We start from the raw sequence: 25,681 nt of genomic DNA on the forward strand, positions 1-25,681 counted from the left end.
TCTCTCCTCGACGAGACGGACCCGGGCACCGGAAAGCGTGAACACGGGATCAGCGCAGGAAGTCGGGGATATCGAGGTCGGAGGCCTGGTCGTCCTCGTCGAAGATCCTGGGGACCTCGAGCGACTGGTCCTCCTCGCGCACGGGCTCCTCGACGCGGCGCGTCGCGACCGGGATCGCGCCCGTGCGGGTGGGGACCTCCACGACCGCCCTGTGCTGGGCCTTCGGGACCTCCCCGAGGGGACGGCGAGTGGGAGTCGGCGCGGGTGGCGCAGCGGGGGCCGCCGGAGCCGGGGCCTGGGACGGAACGGCCTTCGGGGTCTGGGCGGCGGGCGCCGAGGCGGCGGGGGCGATCCCCGCGATGGCGCGGTCGGTCGGCTCGTCGAAGCCGGCGGCGATGATCGTCACGCGGATCTCATCGCCGAGGGCGTCGTCGATGACATTGCCGAAGATGATGTTCGCCTCCGGGTGGGCCGCTTCGCGCACGAGCTGCGAGGACTGGAAGATCTCCTGGAGGCCGAGGTTCGAACCGCCCTGGAAGAACATGAGCACGCCGTGCGCGCCGTCGATCGAGGCCTCGAGGAGCGGGGAGGAGATCGCGGTCTCGACGGCGCGAAGAGCACGATCCTCGCCCGTGGCCGCGCCGATGCCCATGAGCGCCGATCCGGCGTCCTTCATCACGGACTTCACGTCGTTGAAGTCGACGTTGATGAGGCCCGGCGTCGTGATGAGCTCGGTGATGCCCTGAACGCCCGACAGGAGGACCTGATCGGCCGCACGGAAGGCCTCGAGGACCGAGATGTTCGTGTCGGAGATCTCGAGCAGGCGGTCGTTCGGGATGACGATCAGGGTATCGACCTCGTCGCGGAGGGTTTCGACACCGGTCTCGGCCTGAGCGGCCCGCCGGTTGCCCTCGAAGGAGAAGGGGCGGGTGACGACGCCGACTGTGAGGGCTCCGGCTTCGCGCGCGATCTTCGCCACGACGGGAGCCGCGCCGGTGCCCGTACCGCCGCCTTCACCGGCGGTCACGAAGACCATGTCGGCGCCTTCGAGGGATTCGGTGATCTCGTCGATGTGGTCCTCCGCGGCCTTGCGGCCGACGTTCGGATCCGCGCCCGCGCCGAGGCCGTGAGTGAGGTCGCGCCCGATGTCGAGCTTCGTCTCCGCATCCGACATGAGGAGGGCCTGCGCGTCGGTGTTCACCGCGATGAACTCGACCCCCTTGAGGCCGACTTCGATCATGCGGTTCACGGCGTTGACGCCGCCGCCGCCGACGCCGACGACCTTGATCACTGCGAGGTGGTTCTGCGGTGCCGCCATTGAATGTACTCCCTTGCGAAGAAGACCCTCACCCTCAGGTTGAAGGTTGAGCTTCAACCTGCTCATGTCCGGGAGAAAAGTAGGGACGGAATCGCCTTCCATCAAGCGGACACGCGGGCGAGTCGCACTCCCCTACACGGTCACCGGATGGGCCGGCGCCGACACGTCGTACACCGACGCGCCCCGTTGAGCGATGAGGACCTCGACGACGCGCGCCTTCAGGGCGGAATCGTCGACCGTCCCCCATTTGACCGTCGCGCCGGTGTCGATCGTGAAGGACACGGTCAGACCGTCGGCGCTCATCCACCCGATGCGCGCTTTGAGGGAATCGGAGCACGCCGCCCAGACAGCGAGGACGTCTTCAGCCGCATCCTGGCGCTTGTCCTCCTCGGGCAGCACGACGTAGGGCAGGCCCTCGGGGAGCGGCTCGGCGGGCGCGAAGGACACGCCGCCCGAGTCGACGAGCCGATAGGCGCCCTCGGCCCCCTCGATCATCGCCGGCTCGCGCAGAGCCAGCGCGATATCGAGGCCGGTCGGCCAGCGCCGCTTCACCTCGACCGTCGAAACGGGGGGGAGCTTCGCGATCTCGGACGCGATCGCCCCGGTCGGGACCCTGGGGAGGGGGGTCCCCGCATAGGGGGCGGCCGCGGCCCTCGCCTCCTCCTCGGAGATCAATCCCGACTGAGCCCCCTCGACGGCGACACGCCCCGGATCCAGGGCGAAGACCGAGGAGAAGAGGAGCACCCACGCCAGCCCCGCGACCATCGACGCGCCGGCAAGAGCGATCAGCGCCGTCTTGAGGAAGTAGGAGCGCTTCGCGCGCCGCCTCTCCTCGCGCCGTTTGAGGAAGTCCGTCGGCTCCGAGACGGGGCCGAGCACGGCCGCCGCATCGGCCTGGCCGATCGGCCGGGCGAGGTCCTTCGGCGACGCGGCCCGGGCCGGCTTCGCGGACCCGGCGGCGGGGCTCACCGCTTTCGCACGCAGCGCCTCCTGCTCCCGCGATCCGGGGCGCTCGGACCCCGAGGGCGGAGCGGCGGGACGTCGGGGGGCGGGCGGCTTCACTCGTGACCCGCCTGAGTACGCCACTCGTCGAGGACGTCCGGAGCGCACTCGGTGATCGAACCGGCGCCCATGGTCACCACGAGACCGCCCTCGGAGCACATCCGAGCCGCCAGGCGGGCGGCTTCGCGCATGTCCGGAATGAAGCGCGCGCCCTCGATCGCATCCGAGATGAGCGCGGCGGTCACACCCGGCTCGGGATCCTCCCTCGCGGCGTAGATGTCGGTGAGGACCACGTGATCCGCCGCAGCCAGAGCACGAGCGAAATCAGCGGCGAAAATCCGCGTCCGCGAAAACAGGTGCGGCTGGAACACCACGACGACCTCGCCCGGCCCCGCGACGACGCGCGCCTGCGCAATCGCAGCCGCCACCTCGGTCGGATGATGCGCGTAGTCGTCGAAGACCCTGCGCGCCCCCACGCTCCCCCGCAGTTCGAAGCGCCTCGAAGTCCCCCCGAAAGCGGCGAGGCAGCGCGCCATCGTCTCAGCCCCGACACCGCACTCCACCCCCGCGATCCACGCGGCCGTCGCATTGAGGATGTTGTGAACGCCCGGCACCGCGAGCTCGAGGCGCACCGCGCCCCCGGCCCCCGTGAGGGTCGCGCTCACGCCCTCGGGCGAGGAGGCCACATCCGTGATCGCGACATCCGGGACGCGCCCGCACTCGCGCGGACGGCCGTAGGTGAGCACCCGAGTCCCCTCACCGCCCGCGGCCTCGGCCAGGCGCGCAGCACCGGGATCCTCGGCGCAGCACACGAGCAAGCCGCCCGGCACCAGGCGCCGCGAGAACTCGACGAAGATCTCCTCGAAGGCCCGGGCGCTCCCATAACGGTCGAGATGATCCGGCTCGACATTCGTGACGACCTCGATCGAGGGCGCGTAGTTGAGGAAGGAGCCGTCGGACTCATCGGCCTCGGCGACGAAGACGTCCCCCGACCCCAGATGCGCTCCCGATCCGAACTGCGGGACGATCCCCCCGACGGCGACCGAGGGATCCTCGCCCGCCTCGCGCAGCGCCACGGCGAGCATGCCCGAAGTGGTCGTCTTCCCGTGGGCGCCGGCGACGCCGATGAAGCGCATGCCGGACGCGGCCAGGGCGAGCGCCTGCGAACGGTGGATGACGCGCTGCCCGCGTCGGCGCGCGACCGCGAGCTCCGGATTCGACTCCCGGATCGCCGTCGACACGACCACGGTCGCATCGAGCGGGACGTGGACGGCATCGTGGCCCGCGTGGACCTCGATCCCCAGCCCTCCGAGGCGATCGAGCACCGCCGAGGCGGAACGATCGGAGCCCGACACGCGCGCTCCCCTGCTCGCGAGCAGCTCGGCCACGACCGACATCCCCGCTCCGCCGATGCCGATGAAGTGGAAGCGCCCTTCGACGGGGGCGGCGCTGTTCGAGCCGTTCATCATCCGATCACCTCTTCAATGAGCGCGCTGAAGTCCGCTGCGGCGTCGACCCGCCCGAGACCGCGCGAGGCCCGGGCCATCGCGTCCAGCTCCGGGGAGGCGAGAAGCGCGAAAACCCGCGTCTCGACGGCACGGGCATCGAGCTGGGCGTCGGGGATGAGCAGGGCGCCGCCCGAGGCCACGTGATCATGGGCGTTGAGCCGCTGCTCACCGTTCCCGATCGGCAGGGGGGCGTAGACGCAGGGAAGGCCCAGAGCGGTCATCTCCGCGACCGTCCCGGCCCCCGAACGGCACAGGACGAGATCCGCCACCGCCAGCGCATCCTCCATGGTCCGCAGGTAGTCGAGGACGAGCCAGCGATCGGAGACGCCGGCGGCCTCGACTGCGGCCCGAACGGGGGCGTCCTTCCCCCGACCAGTCAGGTGGACGACGGCGGCGCCCTCGGGAAGCGCCTTCGCGGCCCGACACACGGCCTCATTGATGGCGAGCGCACCCAAGGACCCCCCGGTGACCAGGAGGATCCGACGATCGGGATCGACCCCGAGGCGCTCGGCCGCCGCAAGGCGCGCCCTCAGCGCATCCTCGGGAGTCCTGCGCGCGAGCGCGAGCTCGCGGATCGCGGGCCGGAGCGGGAGCCCCACGACCTCCGTCCGGCCACGACGCGCCTCCAAGGGGGTGTTCGCGAAGGTCAGGGCGACGAGCTCCGCGAAGCGCGCCCCGACTCGATTCGCAAGCCCCGGCCGGGCGTTCTGCTCGTGGATGACGACGGGCACTCCGAGACGCTTCGCGGCCCTGTAGGCGGGAGTCGACACGTATCCGCCGAATCCGACGACGCAGGCCGCGCCCTCGATCGCCTTCTCGCATTCCTCGACCGCCCTGCGCCATTTCGCGGGGAAGCGCAAGGCCGAAGCGGAGGGGCGCCGCGGGAAGGGGACCTTCTCGATGACGTTGAGGGCGAAACCGGCGCGCTCGACGAGATCGGCCTCGAGGCCCTCCTCCGTCCCGAGCGCCTCGACCTGATAGCCGCGAGCCCGCAGTTCGACTGCGGTCGCAAGAAGAGGGTTCACGTGGCCTGCGGTCCCTCCGCCGGCCACCACGATCCTGGACGTCACGATTCTCCTACCTCGATGCGCCGAAGCCTCAGACGCGCCTGGGCTTCGGCTCGATCCTGGGGTCGCGTCGACGCGTCGCCGCATCGAAGCGCCCCCACATTGTCATCCCCGCTTCCGCCCTCGCGAAAGAAGCCACCACGCCGATCGCGATCGCCGTGAAGAGGAACGACGACCCGCCATAGGACACGAGCGGCAGGGGCACGCCGATGACCGGTCCGATACCGGTCACCGAGAAGATGTTGACGACGGCCTGAATGCCGATCCACGATGCGACGCCCCCCGACACGATCTGCACGAAGAGATCATCACTCGATTGGACGACTCGCAGCATCCCCCACACGAGCAGCCCGAGCGCGATGATCACCGCGAGCGTCCCCAACAGGCCGAACTCCTCGCCCACGATCGCGAAGATGAAGTCCGTGTGCGCCGCCTGGAGGTAATTCCACTTCTCGCGCGAAGCGCCCGGCCCCAGGCCCGACAGGCCGCCCGAGCCGAAGGCCCACAGGGAATGATCGATCTGCTCGGGAGCGGAGAGGTCGCGGGAGGAGCCTCCCGGGAGGATCGCGAGCACACGACGCAGCCGCGTCGGGTTCGAGAAGACGAGGGCGGTCCCCACCGGGACCATCGCGATTCCGAGGACGAGGAACCAGCGTTTCGGCAGCCCCGCGACCCACAGCGCTCCGAGGGCGGCGGCGACGACGATCATGGAAGTCCCCATGTCCCGCCCCAGGAGGACGAAGAGGATCGCAAGCGCCGTCAGGCCGCCGGCCTTGACCGCCATCTGCCGCCAGTCGGACAGGCGCGCGCCCGGATGAGTGAGCGACTTCGCCAGCACGAGGACGAGGGCGAGCTTGAGGAATTCCGAGGGCTGCAGCAGGACGGGCAGGCCGGGGATGTGCACCCAGTTCGCATTACCGCCCTCGGACCTGCCCAAGGGGGTGATGACGAGGACCTGGAGCATCATCGCGAGGAGGAAGGCGGGCCAGGCGAGGCGCTTGAACACCCCGACGGGCGCGGCGTGGACGAAGGCGGCGATCACCGCGGCGGCCACGATGATGATGAGCGGGCGCAGGTAGGCGATATACGGGTTCTCACCCGCGGCGATCGCCGTGACCGCTTGGGCGGAGAAACCCATGAGCAGGCCGAACACCGTGAGCACGAGCGCGGGGACGACGACGAGGTAGTAGGTCGACACCGGCGACATCGCGGCCCGTGTCTCTTCCTCGCGCCCGAACTCGAAACGCGGGATCGCCCGCTTCAGGCGGATGAGCGCATCAGGCAGGGCCGCCATCGGCGCTCCCCCACTGCTCGGCGAGCCTCTTCACCGCATCGGCGAACACGCGACCGCGCTCCCCGTAATCCCGGAACTGGTCCCAGGATGCGGTGGCGGGGGCCAGGACGACTGTATCGCCCGGCCTGGACAGCGCGACCGCCTCATTCACGACGGAGAACATCCAATCCTCGTGGCCGTCGACCTCGACGAAGGGCACCTGCGGAGCGCAGGCCCTCAGGGCCGACACCTCCGGCTCGCGGTCCTCGCCGATGACGACGACGCCCCTCAAACGGGGGGCCGCCCGGGTCACGAGATCAGCGAAGTCCTGCCCTTTCGCGTCCCCGCCGAAGATCCAGATCGCGCGTCCCTCGGGGACGCCTTCGAGCGAAGCGAGGGCCGCGTGCGCATTCGTCGCCTTCGAATCGTCGATCCACGTGAGGTCGGCCGCCCGGGCGACGACGGCCCGACGATGTCCCGCCGGGACGAAGTCGCGCAGGCCGCGAGCCACCGCCTCGGGGGCCGCTCCGTGCGCCCGCGCCAGGGCAGCCGCCGCCAGGGCGTCGGCGACCACCGCCGGAGAGGGACTGGGGCCGTAGGCGGGCTCGAGGTCGCCGAGGCGGGCGAGTTCAAGGGCGCGGGTCCGGCGGTTCTCGAGGAAGGCCCGATCGACGAGGGCGTCCTCGACGATGCCGAGCTGCGAGACCGCGGGGACGCCGAGGGTCGTGCCGATGGCGCGAGCGCCCTCGATGACGTCGGCCTCTTCGACCATCCGCTCCACCGAGCGGTCCTCCGCCGGGTAGACGCAGGCGAGCTGCGTGCGCTCGTAGACCCGCGCCTTGTCGGCCGCGTAGGCCTGTGCGCTCCCGTGCCAGTCCAGATGATCCGCATCGACGTTCAGGCACACGGAGGCCTGCGGTGAGACCGTGAGCGCGGTGTGCAGCTGGAAGCTCGACATCTCGACGGCGAAGACCTGCGCATCCGAATCGATCGCCTCGGTGATCGGAGTCCCGATGTTGCCGACTTCAAGGGCGTCTTCGCCGTTCGCCCTCAGGATCGCGCCGAGCATGCCCACCGTCGTCGTCTTGCCGTTCGTGCCCGTCACGACGAGCCAGGGGCGACCCGCATGAGGGCCCGTCTCCTGGAGGCGCCATGCGAGTTCGACCTCCCCGATGAGCTCGATTCCGGCCCGTCGAGCGGCGGCGAAGACCGGGGCGTGCGGGGGGATCCCCGGCGAGACCACGATGAAGCGGGGCAGGCGGCTCACGACCGCATCGGCGAGTTCGACCGGGTCGGCGTGGATGTGAAGCGTCACGGCCCCGTCGGTCTCATCCGGCACCGCGGGTCCGCTCCGGTCGAAGGCCTCGACCTCGTAGCCGCGCGCGAGCAGTGCGCGCGCCGCCGAACGGCCCGAACGGCCCCAACCGATGATCGCGACCGCGGTGCTCACAGTTGCGCCGCCCATTCGGCGTAGAAGAGACCCGCGCCCGTGATCGCGAAGATCGCGGCGACCAGCCAGAAGCGGATGACGATCGTCACTTCCTGCCAGCCCTTGAGCTCGAAGTGGTGGTGGAGCGGAGCCATCCGGAAGACGCGTTTGCGGGTCGCCTTGAACACCGAGATCTGGATGACGTCGGACATGATGACCGCGACGAACAAGCCGCCGATCATCACCGCGAGGAACTCGGTGTGCGTCAGGATCGACATTCCGGCGAGCGCGCCCCCGAGGGCGAGCGCGCCCGTATCGCCCATGAAGATCCTCGCCGGCGAGGCGTTCCACCAGAGGAATCCTGCGAGCGCGCCGATGAGCGCGGTCGAGAAGATCGCGAGATCCAGCGGGTCCCGCGTCGAGTAGCAGGCGGTCATGTTGCCGTTGGGGACCACGCAGGACTGGATCTGCTGGAAGTAGGCGACGAAGGTGTAGGCGCCGAAGACGAAGATCGAGCAGCCGGTCGCCAGCCCGTCGAGGCCGTCCGTGAGGTTCACGGCGTTCGACCACGCCGCGACGATGAAGTTGGCCCACAGGAAGTAGAGAGCGATCCCGATGCCGACGCCCGCGAATGCGAGGGTGACTCCGCTCGGCCGCGTCACTGAGATCGCCAGCGAGCCCGGGGTGCGGCCGTACTCGTCGGATCCGACGATCGACATCCACGCGAAGAGCGAGGCGACGGCGATCTGGCCGATGATCTTGCCCGAGGGGTGCAGGCCCAGGGAACGCTGGCGCATGATCTTGATGCCGTCGTCGAGCAGGCCGATGAGTCCCAATCCCACGAAGAGCACGAGCAGGCACAGGCCCGACCAGGAGGGGCCCGCGCCCGAAAGCGTCGAGCCGATCATCCAGGCGATGACCGTGGCGAGGATGATGACCAGGCCGCCCATCGTCGGCGTGCCGCGCTTCGTGAGGTGCTGAGTCGGCCCGTCCTGTCGGATGAACTGCCCGTACTGGTGCGAGACGAGGAAGCGGATCAGGACCGGCGTTCCGAGGATGGACAGCGCCATCGCGATAATGAACGCCGCGATGAGACCGATCATCGCGAGGCCCCCCTCTCCTGCAGTGCTTCAGCCACCTGCCATGAATACGAATAGAGCGAGCCCTTGACGAGGACGACGCAATCGTCTTCGAGCTCTTCGAGAGCCGCGCGGATCGCGTCGTCGACGTCTGAGGCCAGGACTCCGCGCACTCCGGATCCGGCGCCCTCGAGGTAGAAGGGCGCATCGTTCCCAAGCACGATGAGAGTGTTCACTCCGGCTTCGGCAGCCATTATGCCGACCTCGCGGTGCGTCGGAGCGCTCGCCTCTCCGAGTTCGAGCATTTCGGACAGCACTGCGATCTTCGTGCGCCCGCGTCCGATGGCGGCGAGGGCCGCGAAGCCCGCGCGCATCGAATCGAGGTTCGCGTTGTAGGCGTCGTCGATGAGGGTGATCGGGTGCGACTCCACGGTGAGCTCGCGCAGGTCCATGCGATGCGGGGACAGTGCCTTCGCGCCGTTGAGCGCGGTGACGACGGCGTCGAAGGGGATGCCCAGGGCGAGGGCGCCGCTCGCCGCGGCGAGGGCGTTGGCCACGTGGTGGACCCCCACGACGCCGAGGCTCACCTTCGCCTCGCCCTCGGGGGCGACAAGGGTGAAACGGGCGCGATCGGCCTCGTCGGCGGTCACGTCGAGGGCGCGGACATCGGCCTGGGGATCGCCCGCGGCGGAGAAGGTCCTCACCGGGCCGGTGGCGAGTGCGGACATCGCGAGAACGCGCGGATCATCGTTGTTGAGGACGACCGGAGCGCCCGGTCTCGCCCCTTCGATGAGCTCGGCCTTCGCGGCCGCGATGCCCTCGACTGAGCCGAATCCGCCCAGGTGGGCGTGACCCACCATGAGTTCGATCGCGACGTCCGGGGCTGCGATCGAGGTGAGGTAGGCGATGTGCCCGGGTCCGGAGGCCCCCATTTCGAGGACCATGTGCCGGGTGTTCGGCGTCGCCGTGAGAACGGTCAGGGGGAGTCCGACTTCGTTGTTGAAGGAGAGCTTCGGGGCGACCGTCGGCCCGTCGGCGCTCAGGATCTGGAAGAGGAGGTCCTTCGTCGTCGTCTTCCCCGCCGACCCCGTCACGGCGATGACGTCGAGGCCGCCGCGCTCGCGCAGATCGCTGAGGTGGGCGCGCGCGAGATCGCCCAGCGCACGGGTCGCGTCCTCGACGAGGATCTGCGCGCATTCGACGTCGACGGGGCGCTCCACGACCAGGGCGACCGCACCCGCATCCACTGCGGCTCGAGCGAAATCGTGCCCGTCGCTCGTCTCGCCGCGGCGCGCGAAGTAGCACGATCCGGGCTCGGCCTCGCGCGAATCGGTGACGAAGGGGCCCGTGACACGCGCATCGGCTCCCAAGAGCCGCCCGCCCGTCGAGGCGGCGATCCACTGTGCTGAACGTTCCACGGTTCTCCCTTCACGGCTCATCGCCGTTCGCATCGCCCTGCTCATTGCGGGGCCGACGGGTAGAGGACCGCCGGTTCCGCCGAAGCGGGGATGCCGAGATTCTTCACGGCTGCCTCCGCGACTTGCCCGAAGAGGGGCAGCGCGGACGAGGCCGCCAGATAGGCGACCTTTGGATTGTAGATGACAACCGCGATCGCCAATCTTGGCTTATCGGCAGGGATAATCCCCGCCGTGGTCGAGGCGATGCCCGTCAGCCCCGACTGGCCGTCGACTCCGATCTCGGCCGTGCCCGTCTTCAGGCCGACCCGATAGCCCTCGACGCCGCCCACCCCGTTCGTCCCGTTCGGATCGGCAACGACCGATTCCATCATCGTGAGGACCTTCTTCGCGGTGTCGGCCGACATCACCTGGACCGGTTCGGGGCGCTTCTGCTCTTCGAAGGTGCCGTCGGCGTTCGTCCAGGACTTCACGATCCGCGGACTGATGCGCACGCCCCCGTTGCCGATCGTCGCCATCATCGAGGCCATCTGGAGGGGCGTCACCGCGTAGGACTGGCCGAACATCGAGACGTAGCGGTCGCGCCCGCCCCATTCCGATGGCGGGCGCAAGAGCCCGGCCGACTCGCCCGAGAGCTCGATGCCCGTCAGCTCGCCGAAGCCGAGCTTCTTCATCATGTCGTAGCGCGACTCGTCGCTCACGGTATCGCCCACCTGCACGGTGCCCGTGTTCGAGGACTGGACGAGGATTCCGGTCGCCGTGCGCTCGTAGGTCTCGTGCTGGTGGAAGTCGTTGATCGGCCCGTCCGCGCCCGGCATGTTGATCGAGCCGGGGACCGAGAAGACCGAGGTGGGGGTGATAGTGCCCTGTTCAAGGGCGACGGCGTTCGTCAGGACCTTGCCCACGGATCCGGGTTCGGTCGCGTACTGGACTGCGCGGACGATCTGCGGATTAGCGTTATCGGGCGGCGTCGAGTAGGAGTCGGCCATCACGAGGACCTGCCCGGTGCTCACGTCCTCGATGACGACCGCTCCCCATTCGGCTCCGTGGTTGGTGATCGCGGTGTCGAGGAGCTCCTGGACCTGGTGCTGCAGATCAGTGTGAATCGTGAGCGAGACCGTTCCGCCGTCATGGGGCTCTTCAAGAGTGCGTTTCCCGCCTGGGATGACGGCCCCGTCGGGGGCGATCTCGAAAGCCTGCGAACCGGGGAGGCCCTGCAGCAGGGAGTCGTACTGCTGCTCGATTCCCGAGGATCCCTCGCCCTCGGCGTTCACGGTGCCGATGAGGGGCGCGGCGGTGTTCCCGTTGGGGTAGATCCTCTCGTAGACCGCCTCCCATTCGATGCCGTAGATGTCGAGGGCGCGGATCTTGCGGAAGGTCACCGCGTCGACGTTCCGTTTGAGATAGGTGTAGGTCGAGTCGCCGATGAGCCGACCGCCGAGTTCGGCCTCCGGTACGCCGAGGAGTTCGGAGAGCTGCCTGGCGGCCTCGGCGGGGCCCCGCCCCGCGACGACCGTCTGCTCCGATCCGTTGATCTCCTTCGTCTCGTAGTGGATGTAGGAACGGATGTTGACCTGGTTCACCGCGATGTCGTAGGTGAGGATCGAATCGGCCAGGACCGTTCCGGTCGCATCGAGGATCTGGCCCCGTTTCGCGGCGATCGCGGAGCGGGAGGTCCTCACCTGCTCGCCTTCGGCGGCGAGCTCGGGCCCCTGGACGAGCTGGAGGTCGACGAGGCGGAGCGCGCACGCCGACAGGAGGATCACGAGGATCGCCAGGATCGCCCGCGAACGTCGGATCGAGGCGGAGGCGTTGCTGCGGGCCATCAGTTCGCCGGAGTCCCGCCCTCGACCGTTCCAGTCGACAGCGTGATGAGACCGCTCTTGCCGGCGGGCACCATGCCCGCGTTCCGCGCCGCCGCTTCGAGGGAGGCGGGAGAGGCCGCTTCTTCGATGACCGCCTGCATGCTCCACGCCTCGGCGTCCAGGGCGTTGAGCTGGAGCTGCTGTTCACGGATCTCGAAGGCCGTCTGGGCCATCCTGGTGTGCAGCACCATCGAGGCGATCACCGCGGTGAGGATGACGAGGATCGCCGCGAGGGCGAGGGCGAGGAGGGAACGGCCGGGCCGCTGGCCTTCGACGACTCGGAGTTCGCTGACCTCGGCTCGAAGCCGCTCGGGCCGAGAGGCCGGTCGCGTCGCAGCTGCTGCGCTGCTCATGAGGGCTCCTTCCAGTCGCGGACGAGTTCGACGCCGCGGAGTCGCACGGAGGCTGATCGGGGGTTGCGGGCTCGTTCCTCTTCGTTAGCGAGGACGGCGCCGCGGGTGAGGAGCTTGAGCGGCGGTTCCTCCGATTCGGGGATGATCGGCAGGTCCACCGGCACGTCGAGGGTCGATCCGGCTCTGAAGGCCTCTTTCACCAGACGGTCCTCGAGGGATTGGTAGGACTCGATGACGAGGCGTCCGCCGATCCTGAGCGAACTCAGCGCTGCGGGAAGGGCGCGCTCCAGGATCCTGAGCTCGTCATTGACGGCGACGCGAAGAGCCTGGAAGGTGCGTTTGGAGGGGTTGCCCCCGGTGCGTCTGGCGGGGGCCGGGATCGCGTCGCGGACGATGTCGACGAGTTGGCCCGTGCGTTCGAGGGGGGCCTCTTCGCGCTTGCGCACGATCCGCCGGGCGATGCGGGAGGCGAAGCGCTCCTCCCCGTAGACGCGCAGGATCTTCGCGATCTCCGCCTCGGTGGCGCTCGCGAGGAGATCGGCCGCGCTCGGGCCCTTCGTCGGATCCATCCGCATGTCGAGCGGGGCATCGGCGGCGTAGGAGAAGCCCCGATCGGCTTCGTCGAGTTGGAGTGAGGAGACGCCGAGGTCCATGAGGATGCCGTCGGCGAGCCCCGAGGGCGAATGGCGCGCCACCACCTCGTCGACGCGGTCGTAGGTCGTGTGGACCGCGCGGAAGCGCTCCCCGAAAGGCAGGAGGCGCTCGGAGGCGAGGGCGATGGCCTGCGGATCGCGATCGATGCCGATGACGCTGAGGCGAGGGAAGCGTCTGAGGGCGGCTTCGGTGTGCCCTCCCATGCCGAGTGTGCAGTCGACGAGGAGCGCGCTTGGGGCGTCGAGGGCGGGGGCCAGCATGTCGAGGCACTCGTCGAGGAGCACGGGGGTGTGCCGTTGGGACGTGGCACGCGTGTCGTCCACTTGCGCTCCTTTCTTCAGCGAGGCTCGTAGGGCCCGGTCCCCCACCGCGCTCCGACATCGGGGAAGTGAAGTCGGAACCCGGATGGAGACCGGGCCTTGCGAGTCAGAACATGCCGGGGATGATCTCCTCGGCGGTCTGGGAGAACACCTCCTCCTGGACGGCGAGGTACTCGCGCCAGGACTCGGCGTTCCAGATCTCGGCCCGCGAGCCCGCACCGATGACGGTGAGTTCACGGCCGAGGCCGGCGTAGGTCCGCAGATCCGCGGGGATGGAGATCCTCCCCTGCTTATCCGGGACCTCCTTGTACGCGCCCGACAGCATCACTCGGATCCAGTCGCGCGCCTGTTTGGAGGACAGGGGCGCTGTGAGCAGGTCCTTCGTCATGTCGTCGAATCGCGAGGCCGGGAACGCGTAGATGCAGTGCTCCTGACCCCGGGTGAGGACGATGCCGCCCTCCATGTCCTCGCGGAACTTGGCGGGCAGGAAGACGCGTCCCTTGTCGTCGAGTTTGGGCTCGTACGTACCGAGGAACATGTCTCACCGCCTTCCCCTGCGGAACACTTTTCCCCACTTTACCCCACAACATTCCCCCAAGACAGCGCCCAACGCGCAAAAGGCACTGAAAAGCTACCCAGAATCCGCGTAATAACAAGGAAAGATAGCGGTGGTGAATTGTGGGGAAGAATCTCACGCATCGCGCGTCATGTCGGAGCGGCGGCCGTTCGCTGCGAGTGAGGGATCGTCATGCGCCCCGGAGGAGGCGGGTGCTGAGACGGGGATGAAGAGGCCGTCGCATGAGAAATCCCCGTTCCGCTGTGCGGAACGGGGACGTGTGGAGTGTAGTGGTGGAGGAGGCGGCCTAGTCGTCTCGACGACGATTCTGCCAGCGCCGCTCCTGATCCTCGATGAAACGGGCCCAGGCGCCCGTGCCGCCGGCGCCCGCACGGTTCTTGGGCGCGCCGCCCTCGGCCTTCTTCGTCGACACGGCGAGCCAAACGCCCAGGACCATGAGGACGAAGCCGAGTACGCCCAGGAGGATCGACCAGAGGGAGTAGCCCAGGGACACGGCGCCGACGAGGACCGCGAGCCCCGCGACCGCGATGACCGCGCCGAGCGCGATCCGACGGGGAGACAAGGATCCCGAAGGAGCGTCAGGATCGACCGCCTTGGCCATCTCGGACGCGAGTTCCGGATCGGCACGACGGAACTCCGCCTCCATCTGCTCGAGCACCTGCTTCTCGTAATCTGAAAGAGCCACGGCGCCTCCTCTCCCTGAGATCGATTCGCAGTGTAATGCGTCGAGGCGCACCGGGGCGATTCGGCCCCCGCACCGATCCCGCGATCGCGATCAGCGATCCCTCCGGCGGGCGTCCGGGGCCTCCAGCAGGGTCGCCGGACGCAAGGCGGCTTCGCCGAAGCGCGAGCGCACCGAATCCATCGCCCGCTCCGAGGCGAGGGGACGGGCGTCGTCGTCGAGGCGCACGGCGACGCCCGCCTCACGCGACTGCAGGCCCTCGCAGCGGACTCCGCACAGGCGCACACCGCCCTGGGGCATCGGCTCGCGCGAGAACAATGCGCGAGCCGCCGCGAAGACCTCCCTGCCCACATCGGTCGGCGCTTGAAGCGTCACCGAGCGCGTGATCGTGGTGAACGAGGGGTCGCGGAGCTTCAGACCGACCGTCCACGCCACGCACCCCTGCGCCCTCAGACGACGCGCGCAATCGTGCGCGGCCGACAGGAGGAAGGCCTCGACCTGGGCCCGCGAGCGCAGGTCCTCATCGAAGGTCCGCTCGGTGCCGACCGACTTCTCCTCCCGGCTCGTCACCACCGGACGAGGATCGATCCCCCGCGCGAGGTCGTGGAGGTGGTGCGCGGAGGCGGCGCCCACGAGCTTCCTCAAGCGCTCCATCGGGCACGCGGCGAGGTCGCCGATCGTGTCGATCCCCGCACGGGCCAGGCGCTCGGCTCCGACCGATCCGACGCCCCAGAGCGCCCCGACGGGCAATCCGTGGAGGAAATCGACCGTACGATCCGCCGGAACGAGGAGGAGGCCGTCAGGTTTCGCGTTCGATGAGGCGATCTTCGCGACGGACTTCGAGGCGGCGATGCCGACCGATGCGGGGAGCCCCACCTCGTCGCGGATCATCCGCCTCAGGGAGCGGGCGATCTGAAGGGGCGAACCGAGGAGGCGCCGGGCGCCGGACACGTCGAGGAAGGCCTCGTCGATGCTCACCTGCTCCAGGCGCGGAGTGATCCGGCCCAGCACCTCCATGACTCGGCGCGAGTACTGCGAGTAGAGCCCCCGATGCCCGGGAAGGATCACGGCGTCGGGGCTCAGCGCACGGGCCCTCGCCATGGGCATCCCCGCCCGCACGCCTCTGGCGCGCGCCTCATAGGTCGCCGAGGTCACGACGCCGCGGTTGGAGGAGCCGCCGACGATCACTTCGCGTCCGCGCAGCCCCGGATTCTCGCTAAGCTCCACCTGGGCGAAGAAGGAGTCCATGTCGACATGGAGGATCGGAGTGGCCGAATCGTCATCCCCCCAGAAGCGCCTCACGCGCGCATCGCGCGGAGCATTCGACATGACGCCTCCTCTCATCCCGATACAGTGTCCCCCATGGCACGGGCATCAGCGCGCGGGAGCGAGTTCCATGAGATCGACTCCGGAACGGCCGAGATCCGTTGGGAGGGCCCCTTGGCGACCCTCTTCATCGACGGCGTCGAGTCCTCGTGCGTGAACACCGCGAATCCCGCCGACCTCGAATTCGAATACATGCAGCACGCGACCTGCGCCCTCGACGCCCTTCACGCCCCGGGCGAGGGCATCCGCGCCCTGCATCTGGGCGGCGCCGGCTGTGCGCTCCCGGCGGCCTGGGCGGCTCAGCGGCCCTCCTCGAAACAAACGGCGGTGGAGATCGACGCCGCCCTCGCGGACGCCGTCCGCGGCTGGTTCGACCTGCCGAGGGCGCCGAAGCTGTCGATCCGGGTGGGCGACGGGAGGCGGGTGCTCGAGGAGGCCAGGCCCGCTTCCTTCGACGTGATCGTGCGCGACGCCTTCGCGAAGGGGGAGGTCCCCGAGCACATGCGGACCCGAGGTTTCGCGCGGGCCGCCCTGCGCGCTTTGAAGCCGCAGGGGCTCCTCCTGGCGAACTGCGCGCACGGAGGCGGGACGGACGCCAGACGGGACATCGCGTCGATCGCGGACGTCTTCCCCGAGGTTCTTTCCGTTCAGGACCCGAAAGTGGGCAGGTCGCAACGACGGGGCAATGTCATGGTGATCGCCTCAGCCGCGCCGACCGGCGCCTACCCCCTCGAGGGACTCGACCGGCTCTTGCGCACGCTGCCCCTCCCGGCCAGGGCGATGGACCCGGCGACTCTGAGGAAGTGGCTGGCGGGCGCCCCGCCCCTCGACGATCCGGCGGGCGGCTCGGGCGCTTAGGGCCGTGATCGGGGGCCGAGGCCTCTCAGTCCTGCGGCTCCTCAGCCGGACCGCCCTCACCAGCCCCAGCCGGACCGCCCTCATCGGCGGGAGGGAGGGGGCCTTCAGCGAAGCGGATCCCGAGGCCCGCCTCCTCCCCTCGCCCGTCCTGCGGCTCGGGGGCGCGGTGGAGAGGGGCGCGCGAGTGCCGCCCCTCAGGAGACCTGCGGCGCTCTTCGACGCGGCGGAGCGCGGCGGCGAGCGGGTCCTCCTCCGCCTCCCCCGTTTCGGCGCGTTCGGGCTCCTCCTGCGTGCCGTCCTGAGAGGCGAGATTCGCCAGGTAGGCCTCGATCACTTCGCCGATGTCCTTGGACTGCTTGCGCGCATTCACCATGTCCGCACTCTGCCCGAGAGCGCCCAGGGGCATTCCCGAGCCTTCGCCCGTCCAGGCGTCGTAGTGCTCCTCGAGGGCGGACACCGTGTGGAGGATCTCCGGGTTGGCCTCGACGAGGGAATCGATCGTCTCCTGGTCCTCGGCGGCGCCCTGCTCGAGCTCGCCCACCGGCAAGGAGAGGTCCGCGTATTCGGACAGGGCCCCGAGCAGGGCGGAGGCGCCCGCGGGGTAGCCGGTGTCCGACATGTAGAAGGGAACGGCCGCCAGCATCGCGATCCCGTTGATGCCGCGTTCGCGCAGGCGGGACTGGAGGAAGACGGAGGCGGGCGAGGGGAACTGGATGATCTGCGCCATCTTCGGCTGAGTCGGGACGAGGGAGGCGTCCGTCGCTTGGAAATGGACCGGAGTCGCCCGCGTGTGCGGCACTCCCGAGGGGATGCCGTGGAAGGAGACGGTGATCTCGACCCCCGCTTCCTGAGCCAGTTCGGCGACGATGCGGGCGAAGGCCTCCCATTTCGCGTCGGGCTCGGGGCCGTGGAGGACGAGGATCGGGTTGCCGAGGTCGTCGCGCACCCTGTCGAGAGCGAGTTCGGGGGTTTCGAGCGAGGTCATCACCCAGTTCTCGACTGTCGAGATCGGACGGTGCGAGCGGTAGTCGAGGAAGTGATCGGCGTCGAAGGTCGCGATCCTCTCCGAGGGCAGTGAGCGGAGCATCTCCCGGATGGCGAGGCGACCGGCCGCACCGGCGTCGAGGGCGCCGCGGAAGTGGATGACGAGGATCCTGGCCCGCGAGTCCTCGGCTCCGGCGCGCTCGAACATCACCTCGTCCGTCGTTCTCATCACGATTCCCCCCCGTCGCATGCGCATTCGGTCGACCGGATCCACGCTACCCCTCAATCGCGGCTGCGTCGCGAGGACGAGGGCGGTTCGGCCGAGGGCGAATCACCAGTCGGTCCATCGCGCGCGGGCGCCGGACGATGATGGACAATGGGTGGCCGCATCTCGAACCTGTGGAGGACTCGTATGGCCGAACAGCCCCTCGCCGATCAGGCGACCAGCGACCTGCCCGAACAGGATTTCGTCGACGCCGCATATGAGCGCCTCGATGCACTGCGGGACTCCTACCGGGAGCGCCAGCGCAGGGCCCACGCCGAGCACGGAGTCGACAACGCGCAGGCGTGGACCGAGCGGGACGCGATCTCCTCCCACCTGGGCGACATGGCCGCGCGCCTCGAAGGCGTCGAGGACAGGCTCGTCTTCGGCCGACTCGACATGAGCGACGGGCAGGTGCGCAGGATCGGCAGGACCTCCCTGTCGACCCCGGCAGGACCTCCTCTGCTCATCGATTGGCGCGCCCCCGCGGCCATGCCCTTCTACCAGGCGACCGCCGTGGAGCCCCTCGGAGTCGCCAGGCGGCGCCACATCACAACTCGGGCCCGCCGCGTGATCGCGATCGAGGACGAGCTCCTGGACTCGGCCGCAGGGGGCATCGAGCTGCAGGGCGAGGGCGCGCTCATGGCCGCGCTGTCATCGGCGCGCGACGGCCGCATGGGCGACATCGTCGCCACGATCCAGTCCGAGCAGGATCGGATCGTCCGCGCCGATGAGAAGGGCATCGTCGTCGTCCAGGGCGGCCCGGGAACCGGGAAGACCGCCGTCGCCCTCCACCGGATCGCCTACCTCCTGTACGCCGAGCGCGAGCGCCTCCAGCGCTCCGGCGTCCTCCTGGTCGGCCCCTCGCGCATCTTCCTCCGCTACATCGAACAGGTCCTCCCCTCCCTCGGCGAGACCGGAGTCGTATCCACGACCCTCGGCGATCTCATTCCGGGGACGAGCGCCACCGGGGCCGAGCCCCTCGAGGTCGCCCAGGCGAAGGGCCGTCCCGGCTGGGAGCGCATCCTCGCTCAGGCGGTCAAATCCCTTCCCCGCCCCCTCGACGCCCCCGTCGCGCTTCAGGTGTGGAATCGGAGCGTCGATCTGCTCCCGGAGGACGTATCCGCTGCCCTCAAACGGGCGAGGCGCTCGCGCAAGCCCCACAACGAGGCGCGCGAGGGCTTCGCCCTCGACCTCATGAAGCGACTCGCGAAGCGGCTCGCCCTCGCCGCCGGGGACGGCGATTCGGAGGGCCGCGTTCCCGAGGACGTCCTCAACTCGTGGACCATCGAGGTGCGCGACTCCCTCGATGCGCGCCGGGCGATCAACCTGGCGTGGATGCCCACCTCCGCGAAAACCCTCCTCGCGCGCCTGTACGCCCGGCCCTCGCTCCTCGCCCGGCTCAACGCCGCTGCGGGTTCCCCGCTGTCGGCCCGCGAGCTGCGCCTCCTCGCCCGGCAGGACTCGAACTGGACCCCCGCGGACGTCCCCCTCCTCGATGAACTCGAAGAGCTTCTCGGGCCGCTCCCCCACCGGGCCCCGCGAAGGAGCGCGACCGAGGCCGAGGAAGTCGAGCGCGCACGCGCTGCGATCGAGGGCCAGGGGCTCGGCGGCGGCATCGTGACCGCCGAGCAGCTCGCGGCCTCCGCGCGCGGGGAGGGCGACTGGACGCCCCTGGCCGAACGGGCCGCGAATGACCGGCAGTGGGCCTACGGCCACATCGTCGTCGACGAGGCCCAGGACCTGTCCCCCATGGCGTGGCGCGCCCTCCTGCGCCGCTGCCCGGCCCGCTCCATGACGATCGTCGGCGACCTCGACCAGCGCCGGGGCGCGCACCGCCCTTCCACCTGGGAGCAGGCCCTGGGACCGGCGGCGCGAGCCCTCGAAGCCGAATACGTCCTCACGGTCTCCTACCGCACGCCGCGGGCCCTGACCGAGCTGGCCGAGCGCGTCATGGCCAGGGCCGGCGAGCCCGTCCTCCATCCGATGACCGCGGTCCGCGATGTGCCGGACTGCTACCGGGTCCTCTTCGCCCAGGATTCCGGCCAGACCGGGCCCGGCCTCGACGAAGCGGTGAACGGAGCGGTGGAAGAGGCAGTGAGGCGCCTCGACAGCGAGTCCGGCCCCGGCTCGGGGCGCGTCGCCGTCATCGTCGGCGCTCGGCGCGCCCTCGAATGGAAGGCCGACGTCTCCGGCATGAGCGGATTGGATTCCCGTGTCAGCGTGCTCTCGGCCGTGGCCGCCAAGGGCCTCGAGTTCGATTCCGTGGTCCTCGTCGAGCCCGCGGAGATCGCCTCGGACGGCCTGGGCGATCTCTTCGTCGCCCTCACGCGCTCGACCCACGACCTCACCGTCGTGCACCACGCGCCCCTGCCGGCGGGGATGGAGGAATGGTAGAAGTCCGCCCGCACTCTGGCCGCCCGGCGCGCAGGCGCCGGGGGTCTGGCACTATGAGGCCATGACGCGCGCACTTCTGCTTGAGAATCCCCACAAGGTCGCCGACGAGATCTTCGCCAGGCACGGCATCGAGGTTCAGCGGGTCTCGGGCGCCCTCGACGAATCCGAGCTGCTCCGCGCCCTCGAGGGCGTCGAGTACATCGGCATCAGGTCCAAGACGACGCTCTCGCGCAAGGTCCTGGAGGCCCACCCCCAGATCCAGGCGATCGGCGCCTTCTGCATCGGCACCAATCAGATCGACCTCGCGGCCGCCACGGAACTCGGCATCTCGGTCTTCAACGCCCCCTACTCGAATACGCGTTCGGTCGTGGAACTCGCGATCGGCGAGATCATCGACCTCTCGCGCCGCGTCACCGTGAAGAACTCCCGACTGCACCGAGGCGTGTGGGACAAGTCCGCCGACGGCGCGCACGAAGTCCGCGGCCACACCCTGGGCATCATCGGCTACGGCAACATCGGCACCCAGTTGTCCGTCCTCGCCGAGGCCATGGGGCTCAACGTCATCTTCTACGACACCGCCGAGCGCCTCGCGCTGGGCAATGCGACGCAGATGCCGACGATGGAATCGGTCCTGCGCGAAGCCGATGTCGTCTCCCTGCACGTCGACGGGCGCCCCGCGAACACGAAGATGTTCGGCGCGGAGCAGTTCGCGATGATGAAGCCCGGCGCGATGTTCATCAACCTCTCGCGCGGGCACGTCGTCGACATCGATGCGCTGCACGACGCCCTCGTCTCCGGGCACCTGTCGGGGGCTGCGGTGGACGTGTTCCCGAGCGAGCCGAAGAAGAACGGCGATCCCTTCACCTCTCCCCTGGCCAAACTCGACAATGTCATCCTCACCCCCCACATCGGGGGTTCGACCGAGGAGGCGCAGTACGACATCGGCCGCTTCGTCGCTCACAAGCTCGCCGACTACCGGCGCACGGGCTCGACCGACATGTCCGTCAATCTGCCCAACCTCCAGCTCTCGGCCTCGGAGGAATCCCGCTACCGGATCCGCCTCATCCACCGGAACACGCCCGGCGTCCTCGCCCTCGTCAATAGGACCTTCGCCGGGACGGGCGCCAACATCGGCGCGCAGATCCTGGGCACCTCGGGGCAGACCGGCTACGCGCTGACGGATATCAACTCCGAGCTGCCGATCGAGGCGATCGAGGAGATCCGCTCGATGAAGGACACGATCCGGCTGACCATCACCCGCCTCTGAACCGCGAGTCCGGCGGACTTCTTCGGCGCAGTCGCGAGCGAGTTCCCCTACGGCAGAGTAACCTACGGAAGCGTAGGAAATGGGAAGGGAATGCCGCAATGACGCTCACCGACGACCTCCGCCGCGGATACGCACCCGGCGTCGCCCACACGATCGACATCCCGGACACGACCCTGCCCCGCATGGTCGAAGAGGTCGCCGCCCGCTACCCCGAACGCGTCGCCCTCGACTTCTTCTCGCGCCCCATCACCTACTCCCAGCTCATCGAGCGGGTGCAACGCGCCGCGGCGGTCCTCATCCGCGCCGGGGTGGCCAAGGGCGATCGCGTCGGCCTCGTCATGCCGAACTGCCCCCAGCACGTCATCGCCATCCTCGCGACGATGTCCATCGGCGCGATCGCCGTCGAGCACAACCCCCTGGCCCCCCTCGGCGAGCTCCGCGAGGAATTCGCGCGCCACGGCGCCCGCGTCGTCGTCGCCTGGGAGAAGACCGTCCCCTCCCTCAGCTTCCTCGACCGCTCGACGACGGTCTTCTCCGTCGACATCACGCGCGCCCTGCCCGGCCCCGCGCAAGTCCTCCTGCGCCTGCCCGTGAAATCGGCGAGGACGAAACGCGATGCCCTCTCGGCCCGCCCGCCCCGCTGGGCCAGGTCCTGGGACCGAGAAGTCGCCCAATCGCCGAGGTGGCTGCGCCGCATCGAGGTCTCGCCCGACGACGACGCGCTCCTCATCCACACCGGCGGCACCACCGGGGTCCCGAAGGCCGCGCGACTCACCCACCGCTCGATCCTGGCCAACGTCGCCCAATCCATCGCCTGGGTTCCCGTCCTCCACGAGGGCGCAGAGGTCTTCTACTGCGTCCTGCCCCTCTTCCACGCCTTCGGCTTCACGGTCGGACTCATGGCGGGCCTGCGCCTCGGCGCAACCGTCGCCCTGTTCCCCAAGTTCGACACCACGATGATCCTCACCAGTCAGAAGCGCCTCCCGTGCACCTTCTTCCTCGGCGTCCCCCCGATGTACGAGCGCCTCCTCGCCTCAGCGAAGGCGATGAGCGCCGACCTGAGCTCCATGACCTTCTCCCTGTCGGGCGCCATGCCCCTGTCCGGCGAGCTCGCCGCCGAGTGGGAGGCGGCGACCTCGGGCCTGATGATCGAGGGCTACGGCATGACGGAGGCCTCCCCGATCCTCCTCGGGTCGCCGCTGTCCGCCGATCGCCGACCGGGGGCCCTCGGCCTGCCCTTCCCCTCGACCGAGATCCGCATCGTCGATCCGGAGGATCCCGACCGCGACGTCGAGCCGGGGCAGACCGGCGAACTCCTCGTCCGCGGCCCCCAGGTCTTCGCCGGATACTGGAGGCGCCCCGACGAGACCCGGGAGGTCTTCCACGAGGACTGGCTGCGCACCGGTGATCTCGTCACGGTCCGCGAGGGATTCGTCTACATGGCGGACCGCAGGAAGGAGATGATCAACTCCTCCGGGTTCAACGTGTATCCGAGCCAGGTCGAGGAGGCCGTCCGCTCCATGCCCGGAGTACGCGATGTTGCCGTCATCGGCATCCCCGCGGGCACCGCGGGCGAGGACGTAGTCGCTGCGATCGTCCTCGAGGCGGGGGCCTCGATCACCCTGGCCGACGTGCGCGAGTGGGCGGAGAAGTCGCTCGCCCACTACGCCCTGCCCCGCCAGCTCGTCATCATGACCGAGCTGCCGCGCAGCCAGCTGGGCAAGGTCATGCGCAAGAAGGTCCGCGAGCAGGTGCTCGGCGCGGCGAGCTCGGTCAAGGACGCGGCCGGGAACGCCGCTCAGGCGCTCCGCAACGTCGCGGGGAGGAACGGCGAGTAGACGGGGGACGGGCGGCATTCGAGGTCCCGCCGCGCGAGCGGGCGGGTGGGCGCGCGGAACGAGCGGGCGATTCCCGGAGCCGTCGGGCGATCGATCGTACTCACCGGGCGCCCCGCCCCGGCCGAGCGGGCCCCTGCGGGTCGCTTGAGGGCGGGTCATTTGAGGGCGCGTCGAGGGCCCGGGCCAATCCCGAGCATCCGGGGAGGCGCCACTGCGGCTCAGTCGTCGAGCAGGGTCGGGGCGTCCTCACGCGCGCGCTTCTTGGAGCGCGGCCGCTTCGGCTTGGCCTGCTCCTGCGCCCTGCCCCGAAGCGTCGCGATCGCGGCCTCGAAGTCCTCGAGCGAGTTGAAGGCGCGGTACACCGAGGCGAAGCGGAGGTAGGCGATCTCATCGAGCTCTCTCAGGAAGGGCAGGATCGCCTTGCCGACCTCTTCGGAGGACACGTTCGACACCCCCGTCGAGCGCAGCTGCTCCTCGACCTGCTGGGCGAGGACGGCGAGCTGATCATCCGTGACCGGGCGCCCCTGGCAGGCCCGTAGGACGCCTGCGACCACCTTGTTGCGGGAGAAGGGCTCGACGACCCCCGAGCGTTTCACGACCTGGAACGAGGAGGTCTCGAGCGTGGTGAAGCGCTTCTTGCACGCCGTGCATTCACGCCGACGACGAATCGACGCGCCATCATCAGCGATGCGCGTGTCGACGACCCGGGAATCCGGATTGTGGCAGAAGGGGCAATGCACCCCTTCACGCTACACGTTTCACACGCCCCAGTGGAAACACGCGCCCCACGAATGCCCCTTCGAGGAGGAGGCCCCGAGCCGAGGACCTAACGAATCGGAACCTCGATGAGATCACCCACGACGAGCCCGCCCTCGATGCCGTTGAGGGCCTCGATATCGGTGACGACCTCTTCGAGCGGCCGATCCGTGTTCACGCCCTGAGCGATCGACCAGAGGGACTCCCCGGAACTCACCGCATGCACGGCCGTCGGACCCGAATACGTTCCCGGAGACAGCAGCAGACCCGCACCCGCACCGGCCGCACCGAGGGCGAGGGTCGCGAGAGCGCCCCCGAGAAGCTGCACGAGCCGCGCGCCCGCACGGACTCCGCGCGACGCGGGAACGACGGGGCGCCGGAGACTGGAGGGCTCATCTCGACGAAGAGCCTCGCGCCGCCGCCTGGCCGAAGGAGCCGAGTCCAAGGAGAGCACGGCGGCCGAATGCGAGTCGAGCCCGAATCCAGGGCGCGGATCGCCGAAAACGGGGGACGCGGGACGGGCCGCCGATACCATCGCGCTCATGAGGTTCTCCTTCGTCGAATCGTACACATGTTCGTCGAACACCTGTACGATATCACCTGTGGGGGATGAAGTCGAGACTTGCTCGAACAGATGTTTCATCTCCGGCCCGGGCTCGGATACCCTGGCCCTACAAGTGGAACAGGAGCCATGGGCATCTGCGTCCACCCGAGGAAGCAGGAGGCTCCATGACACCGAAGGACCAGCTCTCTGAACGGCAACGGCAGATCCTCCTCATCGTCCATGAGGAGGTGCGCGCCCACGGCTTCCCGCCCTCGGTCCGCGAGATCGCCACGCGCGTCGGCCTCGCCTCCCCCTCCACGGTCAAGCACCACCTCGACGCCCTCGAACGCTGCGGATACCTCCAGCGGATCCCCGGCCTCCCCAGGGCGCTCGAGCTCTCCCGAACGGCGCGCGAGGAGCTCGGCGTGGAGCCCTCCCCGGACCGGGCCGAAACGGCTCCCGAAACCCGCGTCGTGACGATCGAACTGCCCGCAGCGCACGTCGATGAGGAATCCACCTGCGTCCCCCTCGTCGGACGCATCGCCGCCGGCGCGCCCATCACCGCTGAGCAGCAGATCGAGGACGTCTTCGCACTCCCCACCCGTCTCACCGGTCACGGCACGCTCTTCATGCTCGAAGTCCACGGCGACTCCATGATCGATGCAGGCATCCTCGACGGCGACTTCGTCGTCGTCCGTTCTCAGCCCAGCGCCTCCGAGGGCCAGATCGTCGCCGCGATGATCGACGGCGAGGCGACCGTCAAGGTCCTGTCCTTCACGGACGGCCACGTCTGGCTGCTGCCCTGCAACGAGGACTACTCGCCCATCCAGGGCGACCATGCGACGATCCTGGGACGAGTCGTCACGGTCCTGCGCTCCCTCGCATAGGCGCCGCCCCGCCCCAGAAT

General features: G+C 69.4%; 22 protein-coding genes. 5 read left to right on the top strand and 17 right to left on the bottom strand.

All coding sequences use genetic code 11. The features are described from left to right. Positions 1-49: 49 nt before the first annotated feature. From ftsZ to dinB, 14 genes are all read right to left on the bottom strand, one after another. Positions 50-1,318, bottom strand: a complete 1,269-nt coding sequence (ftsZ, locus tag ACQY7V_RS07290) for a cell division protein FtsZ (RefSeq protein ID WP_303773986.1) — start codon at positions 1,316-1,318, stop codon at positions 50-52. A 132-nt stretch (positions 1,319-1,450) separates the two neighbouring features. After that, positions 1,451-2,287 carry a cell division protein FtsQ/DivIB gene (locus ACQY7V_RS07295; protein ID WP_303773988.1) on the bottom strand — a complete coding sequence of 279 codons (837 nt, stop codon included), beginning with the start codon at positions 2,285-2,287 and terminating at the stop codon, positions 1,451-1,453. Positions 2,288-2,376: 89 nt separating this feature from the next. Then, entirely contained in the window at positions 2,377-3,789 is a 1,413-nt protein-coding gene (murC, locus tag ACQY7V_RS07300) for a UDP-N-acetylmuramate--L-alanine ligase (RefSeq protein WP_321082286.1), read from the bottom strand. Continuing rightward, positions 3,786-4,898, bottom strand: coding sequence for a UDP-N-acetylglucosamine--N-acetylmuramyl-(pentapeptide) pyrophosphoryl-undecaprenol N-acetylglucosamine transferase (locus ACQY7V_RS07305; protein WP_303773990.1), 1,113 nt, complete (start codon positions 4,896-4,898; stop codon positions 3,786-3,788). Before ACQY7V_RS07305 ends, murC begins: the two co-directional genes overlap by 4 nt. Positions 4,899-4,926: 28 nt before the next feature. After that, positions 4,927-6,189 (bottom strand): FtsW/RodA/SpoVE family cell cycle protein, encoded by a 1,263-nt coding sequence (locus tag ACQY7V_RS07310; RefSeq protein ID WP_154478651.1) that lies wholly within the window; start codon positions 6,187-6,189, stop codon positions 4,927-4,929. Then, a complete protein-coding gene (gene murD / locus ACQY7V_RS07315) occupies positions 6,173-7,618 on the bottom strand; it encodes a UDP-N-acetylmuramoyl-L-alanine--D-glutamate ligase (RefSeq protein WP_235361409.1) in 1,446 nt (481 codons plus the stop codon). Before murD ends, ACQY7V_RS07310 begins: the two co-directional genes overlap by 17 nt. Then, a complete protein-coding gene (gene mraY, locus ACQY7V_RS07320; protein WP_303773993.1) occupies positions 7,615-8,700 on the bottom strand; it encodes a phospho-N-acetylmuramoyl-pentapeptide-transferase in 1,086 nt (361 codons plus the stop codon). Before mraY ends, murD begins: the two co-directional genes overlap by 4 nt. Then, entirely contained in the window at positions 8,697-10,094 is a 1,398-nt protein-coding gene (locus ACQY7V_RS07325; RefSeq protein ID WP_428639580.1) for a UDP-N-acetylmuramoyl-tripeptide--D-alanyl-D-alanine ligase, read from the bottom strand. The genes mraY and ACQY7V_RS07325 overlap by 4 nt, the downstream gene beginning before the upstream one ends. 41 nt (positions 10,095-10,135) lie before the next feature. After that, positions 10,136-11,917, bottom strand: coding sequence for a peptidoglycan D,D-transpeptidase FtsI family protein (locus ACQY7V_RS07330; protein WP_154478667.1), 1,782 nt, complete (start codon positions 11,915-11,917; stop codon positions 10,136-10,138). Continuing rightward, a complete protein-coding gene (locus tag ACQY7V_RS07335; RefSeq protein ID WP_154478669.1) occupies positions 11,917-12,309 on the bottom strand; it encodes a hypothetical protein in 393 nt (130 codons plus the stop codon). The genes ACQY7V_RS07330 and ACQY7V_RS07335 overlap by 1 nt, the downstream gene beginning before the upstream one ends. Then, on the bottom strand, positions 12,306-13,286 hold the full coding sequence (gene rsmH, locus ACQY7V_RS07340) for a 16S rRNA (cytosine(1402)-N(4))-methyltransferase RsmH (RefSeq protein ID WP_428639582.1): 981 nt from the start codon (positions 13,284-13,286) through the stop codon (positions 12,306-12,308). Before rsmH ends, ACQY7V_RS07335 begins: the two co-directional genes overlap by 4 nt. Before the next feature lie 103 nt (positions 13,287-13,389). Then, complete coding sequence (gene mraZ / locus ACQY7V_RS07345; RefSeq protein ID WP_154478671.1) at positions 13,390-13,821, bottom strand: division/cell wall cluster transcriptional repressor MraZ; 432 nt, start codon at positions 13,819-13,821, stop codon at positions 13,390-13,392. A 325-nt stretch (positions 13,822-14,146) separates the two neighbouring features. Then, positions 14,147-14,545 carry a DUF3040 domain-containing protein gene (locus ACQY7V_RS07350; protein ID WP_235361403.1) on the bottom strand — a complete coding sequence of 133 codons (399 nt, stop codon included), beginning with the start codon at positions 14,543-14,545 and terminating at the stop codon, positions 14,147-14,149. A 90-nt stretch (positions 14,546-14,635) separates the two neighbouring features. Continuing rightward, positions 14,636-15,871 (bottom strand): DNA polymerase IV, encoded by a 1,236-nt coding sequence (dinB, locus tag ACQY7V_RS07355; protein WP_428639584.1) that lies wholly within the window; start codon positions 15,869-15,871, stop codon positions 14,636-14,638. Positions 15,872-15,904: 33 nt separating this feature from the next. On the opposite strand from dinB, the gene ACQY7V_RS07360 reads away from it, so the two are divergent. Continuing rightward, positions 15,905-16,726 carry a spermidine synthase gene (locus tag ACQY7V_RS07360; protein ID WP_428639586.1) on the top strand — a complete coding sequence of 274 codons (822 nt, stop codon included), beginning with the start codon at positions 15,905-15,907 and terminating at the stop codon, positions 16,724-16,726. Between the two features lie 25 nt (positions 16,727-16,751). Here the strand turns inward: ACQY7V_RS07360 and ACQY7V_RS07365 are convergent, their stop codons facing one another. After that, positions 16,752-17,939, bottom strand: coding sequence for a PAC2 family protein (locus tag ACQY7V_RS07365; RefSeq protein ID WP_428639588.1), 1,188 nt, complete (start codon positions 17,937-17,939; stop codon positions 16,752-16,754). A gap of 183 nt (positions 17,940-18,122) precedes the next feature. Here ACQY7V_RS07365 and ACQY7V_RS07370 point away from each other — a divergent pair, with 183 nt between their 5' ends. The 3 genes from ACQY7V_RS07370 to ACQY7V_RS07380 all read left to right on the top strand — a co-directional run bounded on the left by ACQY7V_RS07370 (position 18,123) and on the right by ACQY7V_RS07380 (position 23,474). Then, complete coding sequence (locus ACQY7V_RS07370; protein ID WP_428639593.1) at positions 18,123-20,369, top strand: HelD family protein; 2,247 nt, start codon at positions 18,123-18,125, stop codon at positions 20,367-20,369. 61 nt (positions 20,370-20,430) lie between these two features. Then, positions 20,431-21,636, top strand: coding sequence for a phosphoglycerate dehydrogenase (gene serA, locus ACQY7V_RS07375; protein WP_154478681.1), 1,206 nt, complete (start codon positions 20,431-20,433; stop codon positions 21,634-21,636). Between the two features lie 98 nt (positions 21,637-21,734). Then, positions 21,735-23,474 carry an AMP-binding protein gene (locus tag ACQY7V_RS07380; protein ID WP_428639590.1) on the top strand — a complete coding sequence of 580 codons (1,740 nt, stop codon included), beginning with the start codon at positions 21,735-21,737 and terminating at the stop codon, positions 23,472-23,474. Positions 23,475-23,692: 218 nt separating this feature from the next. Here the strand turns inward: ACQY7V_RS07380 and nrdR are convergent, their stop codons facing one another. After that, entirely contained in the window at positions 23,693-24,214 is a 522-nt protein-coding gene (nrdR, locus tag ACQY7V_RS07385) for a transcriptional regulator NrdR (protein ID WP_235361401.1), read from the bottom strand. An 86-nt stretch (positions 24,215-24,300) separates the two neighbouring features. Beyond that, positions 24,301-24,816: a LysM peptidoglycan-binding domain-containing protein gene (locus ACQY7V_RS07390; protein WP_303774006.1), complete on the bottom strand. Its 516-nt coding sequence runs from the start codon at positions 24,814-24,816 to the stop codon at positions 24,301-24,303. 143 nt (positions 24,817-24,959) lie between these two features. Between ACQY7V_RS07390 and lexA the strand changes: the two genes are divergently transcribed. After that, positions 24,960-25,661 carry a transcriptional repressor LexA gene (gene lexA / locus ACQY7V_RS07395; protein ID WP_235361399.1) on the top strand — a complete coding sequence of 234 codons (702 nt, stop codon included), beginning with the start codon at positions 24,960-24,962 and terminating at the stop codon, positions 25,659-25,661. The last annotated feature ends 20 nt before the right edge of the window (positions 25,662-25,681 follow it).

The sequence above is a fragment of the Schaalia sp. genome (genome assembly GCF_050312375.1).
Classification (GTDB): domain Bacteria; phylum Actinomycetota; class Actinomycetes; order Actinomycetales; family Actinomycetaceae; genus Pauljensenia; species Pauljensenia hyovaginalis.

What these genes read in the sequence shown, in the direction of transcription:
- mraZ (WP_154478671.1), bottom strand. Translation starts at nt 13,821, where the DNA reads ATGTTCCTCGGTACGTACGAGCCCAAACTCGACGACAAGGGACGCGTC.
- ACQY7V_RS07310 (WP_154478651.1), bottom strand. Translation starts at nt 6,189, where the DNA reads ATGGCGGCCCTGCCTGATGCGCTCATCCGCCTGAAGCGGGCGATCCCG.
- ACQY7V_RS07335 (WP_154478669.1), bottom strand. Translation starts at nt 12,309, where the DNA reads ATGAGCAGCGCAGCAGCTGCGACGCGACCGGCCTCTCGGCCCGAGCGG.
- ACQY7V_RS07330 (WP_154478667.1), bottom strand. Translation starts at nt 11,917, where the DNA reads ATGGCCCGCAGCAACGCCTCCGCCTCGATCCGACGTTCGCGGGCGATC.
- ACQY7V_RS07365 (WP_428639588.1), bottom strand. Translation starts at nt 17,939, where the DNA reads ATGAGAACGACGGACGAGGTGATGTTCGAGCGCGCCGGAGCCGAGGAC.
- murC (WP_321082286.1), bottom strand. Translation starts at nt 3,789, where the DNA reads ATGATGAACGGCTCGAACAGCGCCGCCCCCGTCGAAGGGCGCTTCCAC.
- dinB (WP_428639584.1), bottom strand. Translation starts at nt 15,871, where the DNA reads ATGTCGAATGCTCCGCGCGATGCGCGCGTGAGGCGCTTCTGGGGGGAT.
- ACQY7V_RS07370 (WP_428639593.1), top strand. Translation starts at nt 18,123, where the DNA reads ATGGCCGAACAGCCCCTCGCCGATCAGGCGACCAGCGACCTGCCCGAA.
- serA (WP_154478681.1), top strand. Translation starts at nt 20,431, where the DNA reads ATGACGCGCGCACTTCTGCTTGAGAATCCCCACAAGGTCGCCGACGAG.
- mraY (WP_303773993.1), bottom strand. Translation starts at nt 8,700, where the DNA reads ATGATCGGTCTCATCGCGGCGTTCATTATCGCGATGGCGCTGTCCATC.
- ACQY7V_RS07360 (WP_428639586.1), top strand. Translation starts at nt 15,905, where the DNA reads ATGGCACGGGCATCAGCGCGCGGGAGCGAGTTCCATGAGATCGACTCC.
- ACQY7V_RS07380 (WP_428639590.1), top strand. Translation starts at nt 21,735, where the DNA reads ATGACGCTCACCGACGACCTCCGCCGCGGATACGCACCCGGCGTCGCC.
- ftsZ (WP_303773986.1), bottom strand. Translation starts at nt 1,318, where the DNA reads ATGGCGGCACCGCAGAACCACCTCGCAGTGATCAAGGTCGTCGGCGTC.
- lexA (WP_235361399.1), top strand. Translation starts at nt 24,960, where the DNA reads ATGACACCGAAGGACCAGCTCTCTGAACGGCAACGGCAGATCCTCCTC.